Here is a 24,077-nt window from a genome sequence, read left to right as displayed (position 1 = left end):
ACCGGTTGCTCTTGTGTTTATCATACGCCATCCGCCCTCTCTTTTGTAAGCATTTTTTCATTGATGCAGGGCAGCCGTCAGAATTCATGGCAGCCTGTTGCATGTCAGCACAGGATGACGTATTGTGTAAGCACAGTAGCAAGGGAGGGATCAATTGTGGCCTTGCGCCAATTCCATACCGACCTTCTGCGCGATGCAGTTGAAAAAATGTGCGGCCCGGCGGCCTGTGACCTGCCGGCTGATGTCCGGGCTGCCGTGGAAGGGGCCTTGCGGCATGAGGATGGGGCCAATGCCCGGTCGGTCCTCCAGGAGCTCTTGAACAACTACGACATTGCGGCCGGAGAACGGATCCCCATCTGCCAGGATACCGGCCTGGTCGTCGTTTTTCTGGATCTGGGCCGTGATGTCCATCTGATCGGGGATCCCTACGAGGCCATTAATGAGGGCGTACGGAGGGGTTACCAGAAGGCAGCGCTCAGGATGTCTGTGGTCCGTGACCCCCTGCGCAGGGTCAATACCGGCGACAACACTCCCGCCTTGGTGACCACCCGCCTGGTTGCGGGTGACCGGGTCACGGTGACCTTTCTTGCCAAGGGTTTCGGGAGTGAAAACATGAGCCGCCTGGCCATGCTCCGGCCTGCGGACGGCATTGAGGGTGTCCGGAATTTCGTCATCGAAACGGCCCGCCAGGCAGGACCCAACGCCTGTCCGCCCCTGGTCATCGGGGTGGGGATCGGGGGCAGTTTCGATCAGGTTGCCCTGGCGGCCAAGCGGGCCCTTGCCAGGGCGACCGGCCAGCCACACCCCGATCCCTTTTACGCTGAACTGGAGCAGTCTCTGCTGACGGAGATCAACCAGTCGGGCGTCGGCCCCCAGGGCCTTGGCGGCCGCACGACCGCCCTGTCGGTCGCTATTGAAGTGTTGCCGACCCATATTGCCGGCCTTCCCGTCGCCTGCAACATCAACTGCCATGTGGCGCGCCACATGAAAGCGGTGCTCTGATGGACGGCGCTTCCCGGATCCCGGTTCAGGCTCCCCTGGATGAACAGACAGCTGCAAGGCTGCGATCCGGTGACCGTGTTCTCCTGTCGGGGACGGTTTATACCCTGCGTGACGCAGGTCATCAGCGTCTGGTTGAGCTCTTGAAAGAGGGCGGTGAGCCACCCTTTCCGCTCAGGGATGCCGTCATCTATTATGTGGGGCCGACGCCGGCGACAGGCGGCCGGGCCATCGGTTCAGCCGGGCCCACGACTTCATCCCGCATGGACCCCTATACCCCTTATTTGATTGAAAGGGGATTGCGGGGCATGATCGGCAAAGGCTGCCGGGATCTTGCCGTCATTGAGGCCATGAAGAAATGCGGCGCGGTCTATTTTGCCGCAACCGGCGGTGCGGGAGCCCTTTTGTCCAAGACCGTTCTCCGGGCGGAGCTTCTGGCCTGGGAGGAGCTTGGAACGGAAGCCCTGCGAAGACTGACCATCAAGGACATGCCCCTGACGGTTATCATCGACAGCCAGGGCAGCAACCTTTATGAAGACGGCCCCCGGGCCTGGCGCATGGAGCACGGCGGCAATGACTGACCACGGAGGCCAACCAAGCGGTCTGCTCTACCGGAAGCTGGTTGACCTGATCCGGCAGGAAATTCAATCGGGCAAGCGGGAGCCTGGCCAGCAGCTGCCATCCATCCGCGATGCGGCTGCCAGTTATGGGGTTTCGGTGGGCACCATGCGCCACGTCTACGGCCTCCTGGAGCGCGATGGCCTGATCCGGATGCAAAGAGGCCGGGGGACTTTTGTCGCGGAACCTGAGCAAGCGCCCGACCCGGCCGGCCGTAAAGACAAGGCACTGACCGTCATCGATCGTGCCATTCATCTCCTTTCGGGTCTGGGATTCACAGCCCGGGAAATGGCCATTTTTTTTGAACTGCGTCTGCGGCAAAAAGAAGAATCAACCCGGGCCCTGCGCCTGGCCATTGTCGCTGCGACAGCGGAGGAGCGGTCCATCATCCACCGGCCGCTCACGGATTTCCGTCAGATTCAGATCGACCGCATTCCCTACAGCGATGTGACTGCCCAGCCGGAAAGACTGGCAGAAGGCTATGATCTTCTGGTCGCGCCTGCCGGGCTCTGCACGGAACTGGAATCACTTGCCCTGCCGCAGGTGACCATCATGCCGGTTGTCCTTGCTGTCAGCCCTGAAACCCTGCTGGCCTGTCAGAAACTCCCCAAAGGGGCCCGTATCGGGGTGCTGACGGTCAGCCGTGATTTTTCCAACATCCTGAAGCAGGCGTGCGGCCAGGTGCTGAATGAAAGTTTTCAGCTGGATTTTGCTTTGTTCGGAAACCTGGAGAAGACGCGCCGCTTTGTTGAGCGTCATGAAGTCATCATCCTGCCCCCTGATTACATCAGCCTGGTGGGATCGGCTGAAGCGGCACTTTTCCGCGGAGAGCTGGCAAGGGGCCGGACCCTGATACGAACGGCCTTCAACTGCGATCAGGGATCACTATTGTATTTGACGAGGGCCATTGAAAAAAAATATGGTGAACTGCGCGAATGGCTGACCGGCTGACCGGCGGGCTATTCCAGAAAGGACTCAGGCTATGGAGCAGGGAGAGGGCAGGATGCTGGTGATTGGCGTGATCGGGGCCGACGTCCACGCGGTCGGTATCAGGATTCTCGAATTCGCCTTTCGCGAAGCCGGCTACCAGGTTACCAATCTGGGGGTCATGGTTTCCCAGGAGGAGTTTATTGGAGCTGCTCTGGAAACCGGGGCGGACGCCATCATTGTGTCGTCCCTGTACGGTCACGGTGAACTCGACTGCCGCGGCCTTCGGGAAAAGTGTGAAGAAGCCGGCCTGGGCGAAATTCTTCTATATGTAGGCGGCAATATCGTTGTCGGCAAGCAGGATTTTTCCGATGTGGAAAAACGTTTCCGGGCCATGGGTTTTGACCGCGTCTTCCCTCCGGGCACGACTCCCGAGGAAGCCATCGCCTGCCTGGATAAGGACCTGGGAGTGAAATGAGATGCACCCGGCCCTTCTGATCGACTTCGGCAGCACCTACACCAAGCTGACTGCCCTTGATCTCGACCAGGAGCGGATCCTGGGCACTTCTTCCGCCTGCACGACTTCAGCTGACGACATCATGAAAGGCCTTGACAAGGCACTTGCATTACTTGAGGTGCAGACGGGGGATCTGGATTACCGGATGCGGCTTGCCTGTTCGTCGGCGGCAGGCGGCCTCCGCATGATGGTTTCAGGCCTGGTGCCTGAGTTGACGGCTGAGGCGGCCCGGCAGGCTGCCCTGGGGGCGGGAGCCCGGATTTGCCGGCTTTTCAGCCATGAATTGAGCAGCCGTGACCTGACCGCCATCGAAGATGACCCGCCCGATATTTTTCTTCTGACCGGAGGAACGGACGGCGGCAACCGCGAATGCATCACGGGCAATGCCGAAAAGCTTGCCTCCCTGTCAGTCCGCTTTCCCATCATTTATGCCGGCAACCGGAGCGCCCTTGACGACTGCGAGCGGATCCTTTCCGATTTTCCCCTGACCCTCTGTCCCAATGTCATGCCCCGCTTCGGCGAACTCAATATCGAGCCGGTTCAAAAGGAAATACGGGCCCTCTTCCTGTCCAGGATCGTCACTGCCCGGGGCTTATCCAGGACCCGGGAGCTTTTGTCGGGCATCCTGATGCCGACACCTTCCGCCATCCTGTCTGCCGTCAGGCTTCTGGCTGACGGATGCGGCGGGGAACCGGGAATCGGGGAGCTGATGGCCATCGATGTAGGCGGTGCCACCACCGATGTCTATTCGATTGGGCGGGGAGAACCGGACGACCTGCAAATCATTTTCAAGGGGCTGGAGGAACCCTACGCCAAGCGGACCGTCGAGGGGGATATCGGGGTTCGATACAGCATCCAGGGGATTGCGGGGGAGAAGGGCCTTGACTGGATCGCCTGCCGGGCGGAACTTCCTGCCGATCAGGTCAGCGCCCTGATCGGTCAGCTGGCTGCCAGGCCTTCAACGGTTCCCTCCGCAGCCGGCCGGCTGAGAAAATTGGATGACGCACTGGCTGCAGGAGCCGTTGAGATCGCCTCGCGGCGCCATGCGGGAACCCTCACCCGGGTTTACACGCCCATGGGGATTGCCTACATGCAGACCGGCAAAAACTTAAGGCTTATGGAGCGCATCATCCTGACGGGTGGTCCCCTGGTTTATGCAGGTGATCCGCTGGCCATTGCCGGCCAGGCACTTCACAGCAGCCTGCATCCGGAATCGCTGCGGCCCCGCCAGGCTGAAGCATTCCTGGATCAGTCCTATATTTTGTCCGCCATGGGTGTTTTGGCGGAAAGCCAGCCGGAGATTGCCCTGCGGGTCATGAAGCGCGAGCTGCGCTTGATCGGCCGGTGCGGGCAAACCCTGCATCAGGATTAAGGATCAGGAGAAGGGTATGGATGAACTGAAAAACAAAAGGTGGACGCGCGATCAATTGGAGAAGGAGCGCAAGGAGGTTCTGACGCAATGGCCGACCGGCAAGGAGGTTGATCTTGAGGAGGCTTTCGGCTTCCATCGACAGCTTCCCGGGCACAAGATCTTCAGCCGTAAGCTCAACCGGGCACAGGAAGAGGGCAGGACCCTGGTCCAGCCCCGGGCCGGCGTTCCGCTCATCCAGGACATGATCAATCTTTTGACCTACCTGCAGGATGTGGGTGAGGCGGATCTTCTGCCGACGACCATCGACAGCTATACCAGGCAAAACCGCTACCAGGAGGCGGAAATCGGGATCGCTGAATCGGTCCGGACACAAAAGGCCATGCTGAACGGCTTTCCGGCTGTCAACCATGGCGTCAGCGGCTGCCGCCAGCTGATCAGCGCGCTCGATACGCCCCTGCAGATCAGGCATGGCACGCCGGATGCCAGGCTCCTGACCGAAATCGCTTATGCGGGGGGCTACACCAGCTACGAGGGCGGGGGCATTTCCTACAACATCCCCTACGCGAAAAATGTTTCCCTGGAGACAACTATCCGGGACTGGCAGTACGTCGACCGCCTGACCGGTCTTTATGAGGAGGCGGGCTGTCCCATCAACCGGGAACCTTACGGCCCATTGACCGGTACCCTGGTCCCGCCTTTCATTTCACATAGTGTGGCCATCATCGAAAGCCTGCTTGCGGCCGAGCAGGGGGTGAAAAACATCACAGTCGGTTACGGTCAATGCGGCAACCTGGTCCAGGACGTGGCAGCCATCCAGGTTCTGCAGAGCCTGACCGATGAGTATCTTCGCAAGTTTGGCTATGGCGATGTCAGGGTAACCACTGTTCTTCACCAATGGATGGGGGGCTTCCCCCATGAAGAGGCCAAGGCCTACGCAGTCATTTCCTGGGGGAGTGCGGTGGCCGCCCTGTCGCACGCCACCAAGGTCATTGTCAAGACTCCTCACGAGGCCGTGGGGGTGCCGACCCGGGAAGCCAATGCGGCGGGCATGCTTTGCACCCATCAGATGATTAATATGCTGGGGGAGCAGAGCCTTAATACGTACAGCCTCAAAGACGAGAAGGTCATCATCGCCTCGGAGACCCGCTGTGTCCTGGATCGCTGTCTGGAGCTGGGCAAGGGCGACATCGCCCAGGGTGCCATCCTGGCGATCCGCTCCGGTGTTCTCGATATTCCCTTCGCGCCCAGCCGCTATAACGCAGGCAAGATGCTGCCGGCCCGCGACAATGACGGCGCCATCCGGCTCTTCCATGTCGGCAACATCCCGCTGACTCAGGAACTGATCGATCTGCACCGGGAAAAAATGGAGGAGCGGGCCAAGTATGAAAACCGGCAGGCATCCTTCCAGATGGTAATCGACGACGTCTATGCCATCAGCAAAGGACGGCTGGTAGGCCGGCCGAGAACATAGGGGGCAGGCATGAGAATCGAAAAAGTGATTTGCGCGCCCGGACGGACAGGCTTTTATTTCGACGACCAGCAGGCCATCAAGGCCGGCGCATTGAGTGACGGCAACTTTTATGTCGGCCAGCCCGCCACCCCCGGTTTTTCCAGCATCCGCCAAGCGGGGGAAGCCATCTCCCTCATGCTGATCCTGGAAGATGGCCAGCTGGCCCTAGGCGATTGCGCCGCCGTTCAATACTCCGGAACGGGCGGGCGTGACCCGCTCTTTCTGGCGTCGGATTTCATGCCCCTGATCGAAAGCGAGCTGGCGCCGCTTTTGACCGGCAGGACCCTGACTTCGTTTTGTGACACTATGGAAGCTTTTGAAATGTACAGGGACCGGCAGGGCAGGCCCCTCCACAGCGCCATCCGCTACGGCCTGTCCCAAGCCGTCCTGGACGCTGTCGCCCGGACGACCGGCCGACTCATGTGCGAGGTGGTGGCGGACGAGTACGGCACCCAGGTGAGTGACCGGATGATTCCCATCTTTTCGCAGACCGGTGACGAACGCCACGACAATGCCGACAAGATGATCATCAAGGAGGTGGACGTCCTCCCCCATGCCCTGATCAACAATCCGGACAAGATCGGCCCCATGGGCCAGGGCCTGGCAGACTATGTCGCCTGGCTTCGCGACCGGGTTATCTCCTTCCGGCAGAATCCCGGCTACCACCCCGTTTTCCACATTGACGTCTACGGCATGATCGGCCACTTGTTCGGCTACAGCCGGATTGACGCCATCAGCGATTATCTGGCAAAACTGGTTTCCCTGGCCCACCCCTTTGCACTCCGGATTGAAGGGCCGCTCGACGCCGGCTCCAGGCAAAGCCAGATCGAATGGCTGGCCCGCCTGACCCGGGAAGTTGAAAGGCGTGCCATCCCGGTCGAGCTGGTGGCGGACGAATGGTGCAACACCTATGAGGACGTCAGGGCATTCGCGGATGCCGGTGCCGGCCACATGATCCAGATCAAGACACCCGACCTGGGCAGCCTTCACAAAACAGTGGAATCAATTCTCTATTGCCGCAAGAAGGGGGTCAAGGCCTATCAGGGAGGGACCTGCAATGAGACGGACCGTTCATCCCAGGTCTGCGTCCACGTTGCCATGGCCGCGGGGCCCGGCCAGATCCTGGCCAAGCCCGGCATGGGAGTGGATGAAGGTTACATGATTGTCTATAACGAGATGCAGCGCATCCTGGCGCTTCGCGCCTGGCGGCGGACGGAAGGAGGCAGGCCATGAAGCTCTTGAGAAAAGCACGGGCGGGAACCCTGGAGTCAGGTGATGTTTTTATCACGGCAGAGCCGGCCGATCGCCTGGAGATCAGCCTGGAGTCCCCGGTCAAGGAGCAGTATGGGGAGGTTATTCTCCAGACAGTCCATGAAATTCTCCGGGAATTTGATATCACGTCCGGCCGGATCGATCTGACCGACCGGGGCGCGCTCAACTGCACCCTGGAGGCCCGGCTCACAACGGTGCTCCGGCGGGCAAGCCAGGAGGAGAAGACATGAGACGGTCGCTTTTATTTATTCCGGGAAACCGGCCCAACATGATCCAAAACAGCGAGGTGCTCCCGGCTGACGCCATTATCTTCGACCTGGAGGATTCGGTCCCGGCCGGTGAAAAAGACGCAGCACGGGATCTGGTGGCCCGCGCGCTCCGTTTTCTGGATTTCGGGCCGCGCGAGCGGATGGTTCGCATCAATGACCTGGGCTCGGTTGAAGCCAAAGCTGACCTGAGGGCCATGGTGGCGGCCGGTGTCCAGACCATTCTGCTGCCCAAGGTTGGAGGGGCCGGGACGGTCAAGGAGGCGGATTCCCTGCTCTCCCGGGCCGAAAGAGAAGAGGGGAGACAAGAGGGCAGCACGGGTCTGGTAGCCCTGCTCGAAACGGCCCTGGGCATTGAACACGCCCTGGACGCTGCCCTGGCTTCACCCCGGATGACGGGCCTGGCTCTGGGGGGGGAGGATCTGTCGGCTGACCTGGGCTGCCCCAGAACCAGGGAAGGCTGGGAAATTTTTTACAGCAGGTCCCGCCTGGTCATGGCGGCCAAGGCCACAGGGATTGATGCCCTGGATACGCCCTTCACTGATGTCCATGATGCTGAGGGTTGTGAGCAGGAGGCACGTTTTGTCAAAGACCTGGGATTCACCGGCAAGCTTTGCATTTCCCCCTCTCACCTGAAAGCCATCCACCGGGCCTTCACGCCCAGCCGCGAAGAAATCCTTTATGCCAGAGAAGTGGCAGAAGCCATGGAAGAGGGTCAAAGGAGCGGTCAGGGAGCTGTTTCCCTTCGGGGCAGGATGATTGACCTGCCGGTCCTGAGGCAGGCGCAACGGATTCTGGCACTTGCCGGTGCCGCAGGGCTCCTGCGGGATGAGGAGGCAGATCATGAACCGGGACGATAAAATTCTGGCATCCCTGGCCGATGCCATCCGTGCTTCAGGCTTGAAGGACGGCATGACCCTTTCCTTTCACCATCATCTCAGGGAGGGTGACCGGGTGCAGAACCTGGTCCTGGCTGAATGCGCCAGGCAGGGGCTTCGCGGTCTGACCGTCAATACGGCGGCTGTCATGGCCTGTCACCAGCCTATTCTTGACCATATCCGGGCGGGAACGGTCACAGGCATCGAGTGCAATTACATGCATCCCGCAGTCGGCCACGCCATCTCCCGGGGCGTCCTGGAAAAGCCGGTTGTTTTCCGCAGTCACGGGGGCCGGCCCGCCGCTCTGGAGCGGGGGGAGGCCCACATCGACGTGGCTTTTATTGCGGCCTCAGCTGTTGACCGGGCGGGCAACTGCAATGGGCAGGGCGGCCGGTCGGCTTTCGGTTCCATCGGCTATGCCATGCCGGATGCGCTGCATGCCGGTTACGTCATCGTCATTGCGGATCAGCTGGAAGATTACCCGGCCACGCCGGCCTCCATCGATGAGCGGCTGGTTGACGCAGTAGTCCTGGTGGACTCCATCGGTGATCCTGACAAGATCATTTCGGGAACCACCCGGGTGACCCGCGACCTCATCGGCCTGCTCATGGCAGAATACGCGGCGGATGCCCTGATGGCCTCGGGCCTGGTCCGGGACGGTTTTTCTTTCCAGACAGGCGCGGGCGGGGCCTCTTTGGCGGTGGCCCGCTTCCTGGGCGACATCATGCGCCAAAAAGGAATCAGGGGAAGTTTTGCCTCCGGCGGCATCACCGGCACGCTGGTCGGTCTCTTCGAGGAGGGTCTTTTTCATTCACTTTTGGACGTCCAGTGTTTTGACCGGGAGGCGGTCCGCTCCATGATTGCAAACGAAAGGCACCGGGAGATCAGCGCCTCAACCTATGCCAGCCCCTTTGCCAGAAGCGCGGTTGTTGACCATCTGGATGCGGTCATCCTTGGGGCGACGGAAATCGATCTTGATTTTAATGTCAACGTCCATACCGATTCAAACGGCCTGATTATGGGCGGCTCCGGCGGTCACAGCGATACGGCGGCGGGCGCCAGGCTGGCAGTTATGGTGGCCCCCCTGATCCGGGCCAGGCTGCCCCTGATTGTAGACCGTGTCGGAACCATCAGCACACCGGGCCGGGATGTCGACCTGCTGGTGACCCCGTACGGCCTGGCCTGCAACCCGAAAAATGCCGAACTGAAAGATCGCCTGAACGAAGCAGGCCTGCCGGTCCACACCATGGGGGATCTGAAAAAGAAGGCTGAATCACTGACGGGGGTTCCGGCCAGAAGAAAGACGGAGGGCCGGACGGTGGCCCGGGTCATCAGCCGTGACGGGGAGTTGCTCGACCTGATCCGGGCAGTTTCCTGAGCGGATCGCTTCAAATAAAAACCCCGGCACGCCGGGGCTTTCGCACAGGAAACTGCAAAGATTACAAGCTGTCCGGCGCGTAGCGGAGATCGACCGCTTTTTTGAAACGTTTCTGTTCAATCATGAAACGGAGGGTATTGCCGATGGTCTCGTCCAGGGGCCGGATGGTGTAGCCAAGTTCCCTTGATGCCTTTTCATGGGAAAAACGGTGAGGGCTGCTCATGGTGAAGAGAGAGTAGCCGGTGAGGACCGGCGTTTTGCCTGTCCTTTTTGACCACCATTCAGCGGGGAGGGCTGCCAGTTTGGCCAGCCAAAGGGGAGCCGTTGACTTGAAGGGTTTGCGGCCTGTCATTTCTGCAGCCCTGTTCATGATTTCCAAAACACTGACATTATGGCCGGTCAGATTGTAGCTTTCGCCTGTCCTTCCGTGTTTGGCAGCCGCGATCAGGCCTTCGGCCACATCGTTGACGTCGACAAAGTTGTAGGATCCCTGGATCATGGCGGGGAGTTTTCTGTCGACCAGTTTTTCGAAAAGCCTGGTGAAGTTGCCGTCCAGGTAATCGTTGGGACCGATGATGCCTGAAGGCTGAACGATGACCGCATCCAGACCGTCCCTGGCTGCATCCAGAACCAGCTGGGAGGCCATGGCTTTCGATTTGGCGTAGTCACCGTGGACCAGGTCAGGGTCATAGTGGTCCACTTCCCTGATTTCCTGATTAAAATCTTCGGGCAGTGGCAGGGTATGGACTGTTCCGCAATAGAGGAAGCGTTTGACTCCATGCCGTTTTGCTGCTTCCAGCATATGCCGGGTGCCGCCGGGATTGACCCGGTAGACCCAGGGGCCGGCCTTGGCGTAAATGGTAATCAGGCTGGCCAGGTGGAGGAGATAGATTTCCCTGTCTTCCAGGCCGGCAAACAGAGGTTCGATGCTGGCCGCATCTGTCACATCGCCCGAGACCACTTCACATTTGAGGCCTTGCAGAGCCACAGGCCGCTCTTTTTCCAAAATGAAGGCGCGGACCTCTTCGCCCTGGCTAAGCAGCTTGCGCACCACGGTGTTGCCCAGATGCCCCGAGGCACCGGTGACCAGCCAGATTCTTTCCTTTTCCGTTTTCCTTGCCGTCATAATCACTGCTTCCTGTCAGTTTTTCGGGGGAAGAGCCCCCATCCCCATTTATATTAACAATTTATGAACAGCGAATTTCCGACAGCATGTGAAAATAATTGAGCGATTATGTGGCGGTTTACACGCAAGCCGGCTAGAGCCAGACCTTGTACCGCTTGATGAAAGCGTATTTGGCAACTGACACCAGGAGCATGTAGGCTACGACCACAGCGCCCAGCAGCAGGAAGAAGCGGCCCGGGAGGGGGGCCAGGTTCAGGATTCCCGCCAGGGGTGAAAAGGGGAGGGCGGTCAGGATGGCGATGCCCAGGGCGGTCAGCAGCATGACCGGGGCCGAGGCCCTCGACTCGATGAAGGGAACTTTGGCGGTCCGTATCATGTGGATGACCAGGGTCTGGGTCCACATGGAGATGACCATCCAGCCGGCCTGGAAGACAGCGATAAAAAGCGCGGTTTGACCGGGGTCGGTCAGCTGGTTGAAAGGGGCTCCCGCCACAGCCGGGGCGATCCAGAAGAAGAGGGGCGCGTAGGAGATGATGTCAAAGACAGAGGAGGTGGGGCCGATCCAGATCATGAAGCGGCTGATGGAGGCGGCGTCCCAGGTACGGGGCTGCTTGAGGTAGTCGAGGTCGACATGATCCCAGGGCAGGGAGGCGCAGGAGATGTCGTAGATCAGGTTGAGGATCAGGATCTGGATGGCCGTCATGGGCAGGAAGGGGAGGAAGGCCGCGGCGATCAGCATGGAGAGTACGTTGCCGAAGTTGGACGAGGCAGTCATCTTGATGTACTTGATCATATTGGCGTAGGTTCTTCTGCCCTCGACAATGCCTTCTTCCAGCACCATCAGATCCTTTTCCAGGAGGATGACGTCAGCGGACTCCTTGGCGATGTCGACTCCGGTGTCAACGGAAATGCCGACGTCGGCATCCTTCAGGGCGGTGACGTCATTGATGCCATCGCCCATGTAGCCCACGCTGTGGCCCTTTTGCCTGAGCAGGGAAACGATCCGGGATTTTTGGGTGGGCGCCAGCCTGGCGAAAACAGTTGTTGTCTCCGCCGTCCGTGCCAGACTTTCGTCATCCATGTCTTCAACCTGATCGCCGGTCACCACCCGGCTGACATCGAGTCCGACCATTTTGCAGATGGTTTTGGAGACTTTTTCATTGTCGCCGGTCAGGATTTTCACTTCCACTCCATGTTCATGAAGGGCGGCGATGGCGTCCCGGGTCGACAGTTTGGGGGGGTCCAGGAAGGCCAGGTAGCCGATCAGGACCATGTCTTTTTCGTCCTCGACACAGAAGGTTCCCGCCGGCGGCGGATTGGTCCGCTGGGCGACCAGGAGGACCCGGAGCCCTTTCTCGTTGTAGCCGTCGACGTCCAGGCGGACGTGTTCGACCAGCTCCCGGTCGAGCGGGACCACCCGGTTTTCATCAATCTGGGCGTAGGTGCAGACGGACAGCATCTCCTCTAAAGCTCCCTTGGTGATCATCTGGGTTTTCTGGTTTTTATCCTTGACCACCACACTCATCCGCCGCCGCTCGAAGTCGAAGGGAATCTCGTCGATCTTCTCATAACGGTCCTTGAGCCTGCCCAGAGCGTCCGGATTCCTGTCCTCCTCCTCATGGGTCTTTTCCACGATGGCCCGGTCCATCAGGTTGCGCAGGCCCGTCTGGAAAAAGGAATTGAGATAGGCATGCCTGAGAACTCGGACACTTTCCTGGCCTTTCAGATCCAGGTGGTATTCCAGGGCCACCCGATCCTGGGTAATGGTGCCCGTCTTGTCGGTGCAAAGGATGTCAATGGAGCCCAGGTTCTGGATGGAATTGAGGTTCTTGATGATGACCTTGTGCTTGGACATGTTGACAGCGCCCTTGGCCAGGCTGGTGGTCACGATCATGGGCAGCATCTCAGGGGTCAGACCCACGGCCAGCGAGATGGCCAGAAGGCCTGCCTGCAGCCAGTTGCCCTTGGTCAGGCCGGAGATTAGGAAAACGATGGGAACCATGACCAGCATGAAACGGATCAGGACAGCCGAAACGTGATTGACGCCCTTTTCAAAAGAAGTCGGCGCCGGCTTTTCCTTGAGGGTTTTGGCGATCTGGCCGAAAAGGGTATCCTGGCCTGTGGCCAGGACCACCCCCGTGCCGCTGCCCGAGACCACGTTGGTACCCAGGAAGGCCAGGTTGTCATGATCCAGGACATTGCCGGAATCACTTGTTGAGGGGTGGCTGAACTTTTCCGCGTGGGCCGACTCCCCGGTCAGGGCACTTTCACTTAGGAAGAGATCCTTGGCCGAAAGGATTCGCATGTCGGCGGGGATCATGTCCCCGGCGGCCAGCCTGACAATATCACCGACCACGGCCTCCTCCATGACCCGTTCCTCTTCGCCGTCCTCCAGGCGGATGATGGCGGCGGTGTTGACGATCATGTTGGTCAGCCGCTCCGCCGCGTTGCCTGAGCGCAGTTCCTGGACAAAACGGAGGGCCCCCGACATGAAGACCATGGCACTGATGATGACGACCGTCACCAGGCTCCGCTCTCCGGGCGGTGCGAAGGTGATATCGGTTAAAAAGGAGATGACCGCAAGTGCGATCAGGATCAGGGTAAAGGGATTGACGAAGGCGGACAGCAGACGCGAGGCAAGGCTGATCCGGTGACCGGAGGTGACCACGTTGTCGCCATACTGTTTGCGGCTGATCTCGACCTCCTTGTCCGACAGCCCTTCCATCCGGGTATTCATTTTCCCCAGGACTTCTTCCGCCGGCAGGCGGGCACAGTCGCTAAGCCGCTGCTGGGCGACGGCAGGCGGCTCGGCCGGCCGGTTCAGGGCGGCCCGGGTTAAAATTTCTTTTGTCCGGACATGGGACTCTGTCAGCATGGGAAAGCCTCATTTCGCATCTTTGCTTTCCATTCTAGCTTGAAAGGGGAAATCGTCAAAAGGAATTTTCGAGTCCGGCCTGTGAACAAGAGGGGGAAAAAGATTCCCCCATGATGACAGGCGGATCCCTTTTATGAGAAGATGAGGGCGTCCAGGAAGATCTGCCGCCCGTGCCAGGCCGGTCCTGCAATGAAGGAGCTTAGCCTATGTCCTATTCGGATCGAATGCAGCGAAACCATCTTTACAGCGTGCTTCTTTCCCCGCGGGGAGCGCCCCGTATGGTGGATCAGGGTAAGCAGATTGCCCAGCAATTCCTGTCACCCTTCGACTCACTGATCGGTCTGATCGGCGACAGCGGATCGGGAAAGAGCATCCTATTGCAGGGCATGTTCCCTGGCCTCGAGCTGACCAATGATGATGAGGGGGTCAATGTTCGTCCTTTGCCCATCATGAATCAGGATGATACCGGTTTTTTTGAGCCCCACACCTACCATCTCGATATCCGCTTTGAAATGGCTTTTCACCAGCTTCACGAATTGGCCGATGCCATCCGACTGGCCCTGGAGCGGGGAAAGCGCGTGGTTGTCGAGCACTTCGACCTGATCTACGAACAGCTGGGGATCAATGCCCACCTCCTGATCGGCATCGGTGAGGAGATCATTGTCACCCGGCCCAGCGTTTTCGGCCCTGAACCGGATGACATCAAGAAGGTTGTCTTCGCCTCAATCAACAACCGCCGTATGGCGCACACAGCGGAGGATCTGGTCGAACACTGCCTGATCGACCGGCGTGTTTACCACTTCGAGCACTACGACGTCCGCTCAGGCTTCATCCTCTCCTTCCATGACCGGCCGGACATCAATCTCAAAGACCTGGAAATAGATGTCAAGAAGCTGATTGACGAAGACCTTCCCATTTCCTTCCTGGACGCCAATCACATCCTGATCGGCAGCCAGCGTCATTACTGCACCGGCCCCCGCATGCATGTCAAGTCGACGGGGAAAATCAAGGATTTCCAGCTCTACCAGGAATTTCTGATTCATCCCATCACAAAAAACTCGCAAATCCTGGGCTTGGTCAATATCCCCTCCGACTACAGATTATCCGACCTGAATTCACTTCGGCTGATGACCTTTGCAGAACCCGACAATGAAGCCTGACCATGCCCGTTCGACCTCTCCACGATTTTCCTGCCGTATCCAGCCGGCCTGTTTCCCTGGAAGAGGTGCTCGCAGCGCGGGATGAACGCGCCGCTTTGCAGGAAAAACTTCTGGCCGGAACCCGGTGCCCCGTCCTTACCATGACCCTGAATATGCCCGGGAGCGTGAAGCGGACGGCCCTGTCCGCCTTCTTTTTCGACCGTGAGAAAGCCAGGCTGACAGCCAGCCTGGAAGCCTTGGGCGGCAAGTTTGCGGCGGAAGAGTCAAGCGGCGGGGATACGGGCGACCAATGGCTGTTGGCCGTATGTGGACTTTCTGCCATGGCGCTGAAGACATTGACCCTGGCCCTGGAGGAGGGATCCCCCTGGGGCCGTCTGCTGGACCTTGATGTGATGGACCGGGATGGACGGCCGCTTGAACGCCCTTCCCTGGGGCTTTCTGCCAGACAGTGCCTGATATGCGGCCAGCCAGCTTACCTGTGCGCGGCATCGGGGGCCCATCCGGCCAATCTCTTACAGGAGCAAGTAGAAAGCCTGCTGGCCGCTTACGCCGAGGAAACCCTGGCGGATATGACGGCCAGCCTGGCCCTGGAGGCCTCCTCCTACGAATTGATGGTAGCACCCAAACCGGGATTGGTGACTCCTTTCTGCTCTGGCTCCCACCATGACATGGACCGTTTCACCTTCATCAAAAGTCAGGCGGTCCTGGCCCCTTATTACCGGCATGCCTTCCGGATTGGCTGGATGCCCGGCAAGGATCAGGCCCTGCGGCTCAGGCTGGAAGGGATCCGGGCCGAGGCGGCCATGGCAGAGGAGACAGGAGGCATCAACACCCACCGCGGTTGGATTTATCTTTCGGGTATCCTGCTTGCGGTCGCCGGAACTTACTGTGCGGCACTCTTTTCTCCCCGGGGGAAAGAAAATAAAGCCGGACGGGATCAGGTGGCAGGGGACCTCATGGCCCTGGCGGCGGAGCTGGCTCTGGACCTGGAGGAAAGTCTGGAGAAAAGCTCCTGTTTTGATGGTCTTTCGGCCCGACTGGGTACTGAGAACCAAGTCCGGGGCATCAGGGGGGAAGCAGCGCGGGGATTTCCCTCCCTCTTTAATCTGGGGCTTCCCGTCCTATCGGGCGCCCTGGCCGGAGGCGAAGACGAAAATACGGCGGGAATACGGACCCTCCTGGCCCTTCTTGCTCACGCCGATGACTCCACCCTCCGCAAGCGCGGCGGTGCCGCCAGGGCCGAGAAGGTCAGGGAAACAATCCGCAAGGCCTTGGGGCTTGATGGCGGTGATGCCAATCCGGCAGGGCTTGTTTCAGCGGCACTGGCGCTGCCGGCTGTCCGGCTTGCCTCTTTGGCGGAGGAAACCGCCGGCTTGTTTAAAGACAAGGGACTGAGCTGCGGAGGCGCAGCCGATCTGTTGGCCGGGAGCAGGCTGGCGGACCGCTTTCTGCGGGCTTGTACCGGAGCTGCGCAGTGACCGGGTCCGGCGTTATCAATCTGTAATTGAACCGTGATTGAAGGACGCTTATCGCGATGCTATAATGGCCAGGAGCCGGAATCTGGATTCGGTGTCTGTTTGTCGTGGAAGGAAACCATTCATGTCCGACGAAACCCCGGCCCGGGGAAGTGAAAAAGTCTGTCCAATAAAACCCCGAAGGGTTGCCGGGCGCGGCCGCCCCAATCTTGGAAGGCGTCGGCAGACCCCCGCGGGCGCAGGCGGGCGCTTGTTGTTTTTCAGCCTTCCCGCCCTGGCTTTTGTTTTAATTATTACCCTCTTTATTGTTGCCGTTGCCTCCTCAAAACAGGTCGAAGTCCCTCTTGAGGACTATGGCCACCTGGAGCCGCCGGGGGGCCTGATTGACCGCGATCATCCCATTCCAATTGAACCGGCCGATACCGGCCCTGAAGAAACTGAGGGAGAAATTGAGCCGGTCATTGTGATTGTCGACCAGCCGGAACCCACCGAGGAACCGCCTGTCGAGGAGACCCTCCCCTTTCTTTATGTAATCATCGAGTCAGCCGGTGTCTATTCAGCGCCCGATAAATCTTCCGAGCTCCTTGCCACTGTCCATCTCAACGACAGGCTGGTGCAAACCGATGAAGCGGACGCCTGGACGTCTGTTCTTCTGGAGGGGCGTGTCCAGGGCTTCATTTTGAGCAGCCATGTCAGCGAGACGCCTGTTTTCATCCCTCAAACAGGCGGAACCTATTACGTGCAAAACCGCCAGGTTTATGTCAGGGGGGGGCCCGGAACCAATTATCCGATCGAGGGTTTCGGCTTGCGCGGCATGACTCTCACGGTCCTGGAGGCGGGGGATGATTGGTCCAGGATCAGAACAGAGCACGGTTTGAACGGCTACATGTTCAACGAATTATTCGGCCCTGACAAACCGGCTGACGAAATAGCTGAGCTCGAAACCGGCTGTTACAAGTATGTGGATACGGAAGTGGCCAACCTGCGCGAGGAACCTTCCACCGATTCCGAAATCATCGGGGCGGCTTTCATGGACGACCGGATTTTCCAGATTTCAGATAATGGCGGCTGGTCCAAGGTCAGGACGGAAGGCGGAGTAATCGCCTATGTTTTCAACCACCTGCTCCGTGACAAACCGCCTGCCAATCCCTTCATCAAGACCAACCGCAGGCTCTACGCTGCCTCCGCTTCTGTCAATGTCCGCAGCTCCCCGACCACCGGTTCCACGGTCCTCAGCCGCTTGACCCTGGACCAGGCGGTCACAGAGCTTGAGGCCAACGATACCTGGTCGAAAGTCAAGCTGGCAAACGGAACCATCGGTTTTGTGCGAAGTGATCTGCTGACCCATATCGAGCCGCCGCCCGCCGGCTTCACGAAAACAACCGGTTCGGTTTATGTCACGACGGGGGCTGCCAACATCCGGTCGGAGCCCAACACCAATTGCGCCATTGTTGTGGTGGTCCGGCACGGGGATAAGCTGGATGTCAAGGCAACAGGCCCTTCATGGACCATGATTCAGACCCAGGCCGGGAATGCAGGCTATATTTCGAATGACTTGATCTCGAAGAACAAGCCCTCTCCGCCCGATTCATCCAGCGGCAGCGCCGGCAGCAGCGGCAGTCCGGGTAGCAGCGACAGTCCGGGCAGTAGCGTCAGTCCGGGCAGCAGCGCCAACGAAGACTCACGGCAGCGTATCGTCGACATCGCGAGGTCCGCGCTTGGCGTGCCTTACCGATACAGCGGCAGGACCATGAGCGCCTTCGACTGTTCCGGTCTGGTTAAATATACTTTCGAAGCCATCGGCTACAAGAACATTCCCCACGGCGCCGACCCCCAGGCCAGGCAGCTGGGCTCCCGGATCGAAGTTTCGGGCAAAGACTATTCCGCCCTGCTGCCGGGCGACCTGCTCTTCTTCAGCAGGGGGAGCGGCTACCACCATGTGGGCATTTACATCGGCAATAATCAGATGATTCACGCCAGCAGCTCGCACGGGGGCGTGGTGATTACCGACCTGCAGAACTACGTGGCGGCAGCCCGGGTCAACCGCGTCGTCGACTGACCGGCCGGGGCCGGGTTTTGGGGCAAGGTGGACGCGTCAGCTGATCGCGTCCATTTTCGATAAAAGAAAGTGATGCAGGCCATGCAGCAAGATAATCCGGCATTGATCTCCGTGGTCATCCCTTTTTACAACGAAGCGGATCAGGTTGACCGCACCATGGAAGCAACAGAAGAGGTGCTTCAGGCTGCGGATTTACACTATGAAATCATCGCTGTTGATGACGGGTCAAAAGACCTGACCTGGGACAGGCTGGCTGCCAGGAGCCGGCTCAATCAGAAAATCAGGGCCTTTCGGCTCTCCCGCAACTTTGGCAAAGAGGCAGCCATTTGTGCAGGACTGGACAAGGCCAGGGGCCAGGCCGTCATTGTCATGGACGGGGATCTTCAGCACCCCCCCCAATACATTCCCGATATGGTCAGGCTCTGGCAGGAGGGTTATGAAGTCGTCGAAGGGGTCAGGACGGCCGACGGGAACTGCAGGGGGAACCGACTGGCGTCCAACCTTTTTTACGCAATTTTTAAGCGAATGTCGGGCATCCAGCTGAAGAATGCGTCGGATTTCAAGCTGATTGACCGCAAGGTCGTCGACTGCTGGAAGACCCTGCCTGAAAAAGACACTTTTTTCCGGGCCCTTTCGGCCTGGATGGGTTTCAAGCGTGTCTCCCTCCCCTTTGTCGTGGGAGAGCGGGCATCAGGCAAGAGCAAGTGGGGCCTGCGCAAGCTGCTGAAATTGTCCATCAGCGCCCTGACCGGTTTTTCATCGCGGCCTCTCCTGCTCATCAGCAGCATGGGCACTTTCTTCCTCCTGGTATTCCTGGGCCTGTCCATCCAGACCCTGGTCATGTATTTTCGCGGCCGTGCAGCTACCGGTTTTACCACCGTCATCCTGCTCCAGCTTCTGATCGGGAGCATTATCCTGATCAGCCTGGGCCTGATCGGGATATATATCGATTCGCTTTTCCGCGAAGTCAAGGCAAGACCCCGCTATTTCATCTCGGAAATTGCGGAGGCCGCGAATCCGGCTGAAAATATGGGCCATGACTGAGATTCCACTCGCCCGGTACCTGGAAGAGGCCACCCGTCTCGGAGGTGTCGATTTCCACCTTCACTCCCGCTATTCGGACGGCGCTCAGTCGCCCCGGGAACTGGTTGATGAAGTCCTGGCCAAGAGGTTGCGGGCTTTTTCCCTGACAGACCATGATTCCATGGCGGGGGTTCTCCCTGTCCGGGCTGCCCTCCGGGACCTGGACGCGCAAGTCCGTTTTATTCCCGGTGTTGAATGCAGCTGCCGTTTCGAAGGACAGGAAGTCCACGTCCTGGGCTATTTCACGGAGGACCAGCCCCAAGCCATGCTGGACTACCTGGAGGAAGTCGTTTTAGAGCGGCAGGAGCGAAACCGCCGCATGATCGCCCGGCTCAACCAACTCGGTTACGCCATCAGCGAGGCCGACCTTGCCGGGACTGGGGAAGATGATGAGATCCGCGGGCGGGTCCATATGGCGCTCTGGCTGGTGGAACACGCCGGTTTCCCATCCATTGCCAGTGCTTTTCAGAAACTCCTGAATGAAGGAAGGCCGGCCTACGTTGCCAGAAAAAAAAGAGAGCTGGGGCAGGTGGCTGAAGTGATCAGGAAGGGGGGAGGGGTGGCCGTTCTGGCCCATCCCCAGCAATATGGCTGGTGTGACCGGCCGCTCCCCGGCAGCCGGACGCTCGACTGCCGCTTCTCCCTGATCCGGGACCAGGGTATCCTCGGGGTTGAGTGTTTTCACGGCAAGGCCGGGCCGGAAGAATCCGCCATGATACAGGCGGCTGCATCCCGGCTGGGCCTCTTCTGCATAGCCGGCTCCGACAGTCACGGCAGGGAAGATCAGCATGCGGCCATGTACCGGCTGGAAAGTTCTTTTTTCCCGCGGGACTCGTCTTGAAGTCGTGATCCAGCCCGATTTGGGTTAAAATATTCGGAGAAATGCCAACTGCGGAATTTTCGAGCGGGCGTTAAACTGGACAGGGGCCGCTTCGTGTTGCCCGGGATTATTATGGCAGGCCGGCGCCGCCGGTGTGCATGAGAATAAGTGAGGGAAAAATGATTAGCTACGACAAAAAAACAATTGATGATGTGGACGTCAAGGGCAAGCGGGTTCTGCTTCGCGCCGAATTCAACGTGCCACTGGACCCCGAAACGGGCAAGATCACCGATGACCGGAGGATCAGGGCGGCCATCCCGACCATCCGCTCCCTTGTTGAGCGCGGGGCTCGCCTGATTATTGTCTCACACCTGGGGAGGCCCAAAGGCTTTGACCCTGCCCTCTCCCTGGAGCCGGTGGCCGCCCGTCTGGCAGAACTGACGGGCCTTCCCGTCACCCTGGCCAAAGACGTGATCGGGCCGGATGCCATGGCCAAAGCCAAGGAAGTCGGCGAAGGGGAAATTCTGCTTCTGGAAAACGTCCGCTACCATAAAGAGGAGACAAAAAACAGGCCCGAATTCGCAAAAAAATTGGCCTCCATGGCCGAGCTTTACGCCAGCGACGCCTTTGGCGCCGTGCACCGGGCACATGCCTCGACAGCAGGTGTCGCCTCTTTCCTGCCAGCGGTTGCAGGCTATACCATCAACCGCGAGCTCGAGATGCTGGGCCGGGCGGTCAGCGAACCCAAGCGGCCATTGACCGCTATTTTGGGCGGGGCCAAGGTCTTTGACAAAATCGGCGTCATCCGCAACCTGATCGATAATGTGGACAATCTCCTGATCGGAGGCGGCATGGCCTATACCTTCCAGGCCGCCAAGGGCTGGCCGGTAGGCAGCTCCATCTGTGAAGCCGATAAGCTCGATCTGGCCAGGGAATTGATGGCGCTTGCCGAAGAAAAGGGCGTCAATCTGGTTCTGCCGGTTGACACCACGGTTTCGGACCGCTACGCGGCAGATGCCACCCCCGTCATTGTGCCTTCCAACCAGATTCCGGACGACATGATGGGGCTTGACATCGGTCCCAAAACAGCTGAACTCTTCGGTGACATCATTTCCAAATCCGGCACCGTTGTATGGAACGGGCCGGTCGGCGTCTTTGAATTTGAAGCCTTCAGCCGGGGGACGCGAAAAGTTGCCCAGGCCATCGCCGATGCGGGCATCGTCTCCATCATCGGGGGCGGCGACTCAGCCGCCGCCATGGAGCAGCTGGGTTTTGCCTCCAGGGTCACCCATATTTCGACAGGCGGGGGGGCTTCGCTGGAATTTCTGGAAGGCAAGGTACTCCCCGGGATCGACTGCCTGCTTGACCGCGACCCGCGCGGACTCGTCTCCGCAGGCAACTGGAAGATGAATTACGGTGTGCCATCCGAAGCGCTTTCCTTCATCGATCAGCTCATGCCCTATGCAGCCGCGGCCCCTTCCAAAGTGATCGTGGCCGTACCCTTTACAGCCCTTGATGCGGCTGTTTCCCATGCCGCGGGGACGCCGGTGCGGGTGGCGGCACAAAATGGTCATCAGGATGACAAGGGCGCCTTTACGGGTGAAGTATCCATGAAGATGCTGGCTGAAATGCATGTGTCCTACGTCGTTATCGGGCATTCCGAGCGGCGCGCATACTTTGGTGAAACCGACCAGACGGTCAATGCCAAAGTCAAGGCAGCGCTTGGCTGGGGTGTCCGCCCCATTATCTGTGTGGGCGAGTTGAAAGAGGAGAGACAGAAGGGGGAAACGGAAACCGTACTCTCAAGGCAGGTCAAAGCCGCCTTCGACGGGATTGCGCCTGATTCGCTCTGTCAGATCATGATTGCCTATGAGCCGGTCTGGGCCATTGGTACAGGGGATACGGCGACTGATGCGCAAGCTGAAGAGGCCTGTGCCCACATCCGGGCTCTGCTGAATGACCTCTATGGAGAGGCGGCCGCAACGATGGCCAAAATTCTCTATGGCGGTTCCATCAACAGCCAGAACGCTGCCGGGCTCTTCGCCCAGCCGCACGTTGACGGCGGGCTGGTCGGGGGTGCCTCCCTTGATGCTGCCGAATTCGGCGCCATCGCCAAGGGGTAAGGCCATGACCCAAAAACCTGAAGGCCCCGTTGCCCTCCTGATCCTGGACGGCTGGGGCCTGTCGCAAAAAATTGAAGGCAATGCGGTCCTGGCGGCCAGAACGCCTTATCTTGACAGCCTGTCCGCCAGATGGCCCGAGTCAGTGATTCAGACAAGCGGCCGTGATGTCGGCCTGCCTGAAGGACAGATGGGCAACTCGGAAGTGGGGCACACCAACATCGGGGCCGGCCGGATTGTCTACCAGGATCTCCTGCGGATCAGCAACGCCGTCGATGACGGAAGTTTCTTCAAAAATGAAGCCCTTTTGTGGGCCATGCGACGGGCAGTCCAGATGGGGTCCACCCTCCATCTGGCCGGCCTGCTCTCGGACGGCGGCGTCCACAGTCATATCAAACATCTTTTTGCCCTGATTGACATGGCCAGGGAAAACGGTGTGCGCGATCTGGCCATTCACGCTTTCTTTGACGGCCGTGACACCCCGCCTGAATCCGGCGCCGGTTACATGGAAGCCCTGCTGGATCATATCCGGCAGGCCGGTCTGGGCCGGGTGGCGACGCTGGGCGGCCGCTACTATGCCATGGATCGCGACAACCGCTGGGACCGGGTGGAAAAAGCTTACCGGGCCCTGACAGCTGTCGATTTCGACGGGGAGCGGGCGACCGATCCGGTGGCCGCTATCCGGGCTTCCTACGCACGCGGGGTGACCGATGAGTTCATCCTGCCCGTCCTCATGATCAAGCCGGACGGGCAACCGGTGGCCCCCATCAGGGGCGGGGACAGCTTCATATTCTTCAATTTCAGGCCCGACCGGGCAAGGGAGCTGACCCGGGCTTTCTGCCAGCCCGGTTTCAAGGAATTCCCGGTCCTGGCTTCACCTCTGGGACTGGCATATGTCGGCATGGCGGAGTACAGCGCTGATTTTGAGTCCTTCAAGGATTTTAAAACGGCTTTTCCACCCGAAAAGCTGACGGGCATTTTCGGCCAGGCCGTCTCGGATGCCGGCCTGACCCAGCTTCGGATTGCCGAAACGGAAAAATACGCCCACGTGACCTTCTTTTTCAACGGAGGCAGGGAAGAGCCCTTCGCGGGTGAACGGCGTATCCTGGTGCCGTCCCCCCAGGTTCCCACTTACGACCTGCAGCCGGAGATGAGCGCCATTGAGGTAACGGACCGCCTTTTGGAAGCCATGGAGGAAGATGCGCCCGACGTTATCATCCTGAATTTTGCAAACGGCGACATGATCGGTCATACAGGGATCTTTGAAGCGGCGGTCCGCGCGCTGGAGACGGTCGACCAGTGTATGTCGAGGATCGTCCCGGCCATCCTGGACCGGGGCGGTGTCGCCTTTGTCACGGCCGACCACGGCAACCTGGAGGAGATGATCGATCCGGTCAATGGCGGTTCTTTTACCGCCCACACGACCAACCCGGTCAAGCTGATCGGGGCCGGGCTCCGTCAAGGGACGCTGGATGACGGCCGGCTGGCGGATCTGGCGCCGACCATGCTGGATCTTCTGGGGATTGAGATCCCCAGGGAGATGACGGGCCGCTCCTTGTGGAGGCGGCCGGCGGCTGGCGTGCTATAATGGTTCGGGTTTTAACAGGCTTTGAATACGATAG

Annotated in this window: 18 protein-coding genes and 1 pseudogene; 17 read left to right on the top strand and 2 right to left on the bottom strand. The window is 59.4% G+C overall.

Features of this window, described 5'->3' with window-relative positions:
• Positions 1-114 precede the first annotated feature (114 nt).
• Genes GX839_00875 through citF form a run of 10 tightly spaced genes read left to right on the top strand, consistent with a single transcriptional unit; the run spans position 115 to position 9,737 of the window.
• Entirely contained in the window at positions 115-1,002 is an 888-nt protein-coding gene (locus tag GX839_00875; GenBank protein NLB04026.1) for a fumarate hydratase, read from the top strand.
• Positions 1,002-1,580 carry a Fe-S-containing hydro-lyase gene (locus GX839_00870; protein ID NLB04025.1) on the top strand — a complete coding sequence of 193 codons (579 nt, stop codon included), beginning with the start codon at positions 1,002-1,004 and terminating at the stop codon, positions 1,578-1,580. The genes GX839_00875 and GX839_00870 overlap by 1 nt, the downstream gene beginning before the upstream one ends.
• Entirely contained in the window at positions 1,573-2,568 is a 996-nt protein-coding gene (locus tag GX839_00865; protein ID NLB04024.1) for a GntR family transcriptional regulator, read from the top strand. Before GX839_00870 ends, GX839_00865 begins: the two co-directional genes overlap by 8 nt.
• A gap of 31 nt (positions 2,569-2,599) precedes the next feature.
• The gene (locus GX839_00860; GenBank protein NLB04023.1) at positions 2,600-3,022 is read left to right on the top strand and encodes a methylaspartate mutase subunit S; all 423 of its coding nucleotides are present in this window, start codon (positions 2,600-2,602) and stop codon (positions 3,020-3,022) included.
• Position 3,023: 1 nt separating this feature from the next.
• Positions 3,024-4,433 (top strand): MutL protein, encoded by a 1,410-nt coding sequence (locus GX839_00855; protein NLB04022.1) that lies wholly within the window; start codon positions 3,024-3,026, stop codon positions 4,431-4,433.
• 16 nt (positions 4,434-4,449) lie between these two features.
• Positions 4,450-5,904 (top strand): methylaspartate mutase subunit E, encoded by a 1,455-nt coding sequence (locus GX839_00850; protein NLB04021.1) that lies wholly within the window; start codon positions 4,450-4,452, stop codon positions 5,902-5,904.
• A 9-nt stretch (positions 5,905-5,913) separates the two neighbouring features.
• Positions 5,914-7,176, top strand: a complete 1,263-nt coding sequence (locus GX839_00845; protein ID NLB04020.1) for a methylaspartate ammonia-lyase — start codon at positions 5,914-5,916, stop codon at positions 7,174-7,176.
• Positions 7,173-7,445 (top strand): citrate lyase acyl carrier protein, encoded by a 273-nt coding sequence (citD, locus tag GX839_00840; GenBank protein NLB04019.1) that lies wholly within the window; start codon positions 7,173-7,175, stop codon positions 7,443-7,445. The genes GX839_00845 and citD overlap by 4 nt, the downstream gene beginning before the upstream one ends.
• Positions 7,442-8,341, top strand: a complete 900-nt coding sequence (locus GX839_00835; GenBank protein ID NLB04018.1) for a CoA ester lyase — start codon at positions 7,442-7,444, stop codon at positions 8,339-8,341. The genes citD and GX839_00835 overlap by 4 nt, the downstream gene beginning before the upstream one ends.
• Positions 8,325-9,737 carry a citrate lyase subunit alpha gene (gene citF, locus GX839_00830; protein ID NLB04017.1) on the top strand — a complete coding sequence of 471 codons (1,413 nt, stop codon included), beginning with the start codon at positions 8,325-8,327 and terminating at the stop codon, positions 9,735-9,737. The genes GX839_00835 and citF overlap by 17 nt, the downstream gene beginning before the upstream one ends.
• A gap of 61 nt (positions 9,738-9,798) precedes the next feature.
• Here the strand turns inward: citF and GX839_00825 are convergent, their stop codons facing one another.
• On the bottom strand, positions 9,799-10,863 hold the full coding sequence (locus GX839_00825) for an NAD-dependent epimerase/dehydratase family protein (protein ID NLB04016.1): 1,065 nt from the start codon (positions 10,861-10,863) through the stop codon (positions 9,799-9,801).
• 133 nt (positions 10,864-10,996) lie between these two features.
• Entirely contained in the window at positions 10,997-13,738 is a 2,742-nt protein-coding gene (gene mgtA, locus GX839_00820) for a magnesium-translocating P-type ATPase (GenBank protein ID NLB04015.1), read from the bottom strand.
• Between the two features lie 206 nt (positions 13,739-13,944).
• Here mgtA and GX839_00815 point away from each other — a divergent pair.
• The 7 genes and pseudogenes from GX839_00815 (at position 13,945) to GX839_00785 (ending at position 24,043) form a co-directional block, all read left to right on the top strand.
• Positions 13,945-14,817: pseudogene (locus tag GX839_00815) on the top strand (alanine-tRNA synthetase second additional domain-containing protein).
• Positions 14,818-14,900: 83 nt separating this feature from the next.
• Positions 14,901-16,376, top strand: coding sequence for a citrate lyase holo-[acyl-carrier protein] synthase (gene citX, locus GX839_00810; GenBank protein ID NLB04014.1), 1,476 nt, complete (start codon positions 14,901-14,903; stop codon positions 16,374-16,376).
• Between the two features lie 121 nt (positions 16,377-16,497).
• A complete protein-coding gene (locus GX839_00805; protein NLB04013.1) occupies positions 16,498-18,432 on the top strand; it encodes an SH3 domain-containing protein in 1,935 nt (644 codons plus the stop codon).
• 102 nt (positions 18,433-18,534) lie between these two features.
• The gene (locus tag GX839_00800) at positions 18,535-19,476 is read left to right on the top strand and encodes a glycosyltransferase family 2 protein (GenBank protein NLB04012.1); all 942 of its coding nucleotides are present in this window, start codon (positions 18,535-18,537) and stop codon (positions 19,474-19,476) included.
• The gene (locus GX839_00795; GenBank protein NLB04011.1) at positions 19,469-20,356 is read left to right on the top strand and encodes a PHP domain-containing protein; all 888 of its coding nucleotides are present in this window, start codon (positions 19,469-19,471) and stop codon (positions 20,354-20,356) included. Before GX839_00800 ends, GX839_00795 begins: the two co-directional genes overlap by 8 nt.
• A 158-nt stretch (positions 20,357-20,514) precedes the next feature.
• Complete coding sequence (locus GX839_00790) at positions 20,515-22,458, top strand: triose-phosphate isomerase (GenBank protein ID NLB04010.1); 1,944 nt, start codon at positions 20,515-20,517, stop codon at positions 22,456-22,458.
• A 4-nt stretch (positions 22,459-22,462) separates the two neighbouring features.
• Positions 22,463-24,043, top strand: coding sequence for a 2,3-bisphosphoglycerate-independent phosphoglycerate mutase (locus tag GX839_00785; protein ID NLB04009.1), 1,581 nt, complete (start codon positions 22,463-22,465; stop codon positions 24,041-24,043).
• The last annotated feature ends 34 nt before the right edge of the window (positions 24,044-24,077 follow it).

Source organism: Fastidiosipila sp. (assembly GCA_012511175.1).
Taxonomy (GTDB): Bacteria; Bacillota; Clostridia; order Saccharofermentanales; family DTU023; genus UBA4923.
This window is presented reverse-complemented; position numbering and strand designations above follow the sequence as displayed.

Bases quoted from the DNA above. Each gene is read 5' to 3' on its own strand.
- GX839_00795 (NLB04011.1), top strand. From the start codon at position 19,469: ATGACTGAGATTCCACTCGCCCGGTACCTGGAAGAGGCCACCCGTCTC.
- GX839_00850 (NLB04021.1), top strand. From the start codon at position 4,450: ATGGATGAACTGAAAAACAAAAGGTGGACGCGCGATCAATTGGAGAAG.
- GX839_00845 (NLB04020.1), top strand. From the start codon at position 5,914: ATGAGAATCGAAAAAGTGATTTGCGCGCCCGGACGGACAGGCTTTTAT.
- mgtA (NLB04015.1), bottom strand. From the start codon at position 13,738: ATGCTGACAGAGTCCCATGTCCGGACAAAAGAAATTTTAACCCGGGCC.
- citF (NLB04017.1), top strand. From the start codon at position 8,325: ATGAACCGGGACGATAAAATTCTGGCATCCCTGGCCGATGCCATCCGT.
- GX839_00865 (NLB04024.1), top strand. From the start codon at position 1,573: ATGACTGACCACGGAGGCCAACCAAGCGGTCTGCTCTACCGGAAGCTG.
- GX839_00860 (NLB04023.1), top strand. From the start codon at position 2,600: ATGGAGCAGGGAGAGGGCAGGATGCTGGTGATTGGCGTGATCGGGGCC.
- GX839_00835 (NLB04018.1), top strand. From the start codon at position 7,442: ATGAGACGGTCGCTTTTATTTATTCCGGGAAACCGGCCCAACATGATC.
- GX839_00875 (NLB04026.1), top strand. From the start codon at position 115: ATGACGTATTGTGTAAGCACAGTAGCAAGGGAGGGATCAATTGTGGCC.
- GX839_00805 (NLB04013.1), top strand. From the start codon at position 16,498: ATGTCCGACGAAACCCCGGCCCGGGGAAGTGAAAAAGTCTGTCCAATA.
- GX839_00855 (NLB04022.1), top strand. From the start codon at position 3,024: ATGCACCCGGCCCTTCTGATCGACTTCGGCAGCACCTACACCAAGCTG.
- citD (NLB04019.1), top strand. From the start codon at position 7,173: ATGAAGCTCTTGAGAAAAGCACGGGCGGGAACCCTGGAGTCAGGTGAT.
- citX (NLB04014.1), top strand. From the start codon at position 14,901: ATGCCCGTTCGACCTCTCCACGATTTTCCTGCCGTATCCAGCCGGCCT.
- GX839_00785 (NLB04009.1), top strand. From the start codon at position 22,463: ATGACCCAAAAACCTGAAGGCCCCGTTGCCCTCCTGATCCTGGACGGC.
- GX839_00825 (NLB04016.1), bottom strand. From the start codon at position 10,863: ATGACGGCAAGGAAAACGGAAAAGGAAAGAATCTGGCTGGTCACCGGT.
- GX839_00870 (NLB04025.1), top strand. From the start codon at position 1,002: ATGGACGGCGCTTCCCGGATCCCGGTTCAGGCTCCCCTGGATGAACAG.
- GX839_00790 (NLB04010.1), top strand. From the start codon at position 20,515: ATGATTAGCTACGACAAAAAAACAATTGATGATGTGGACGTCAAGGGC.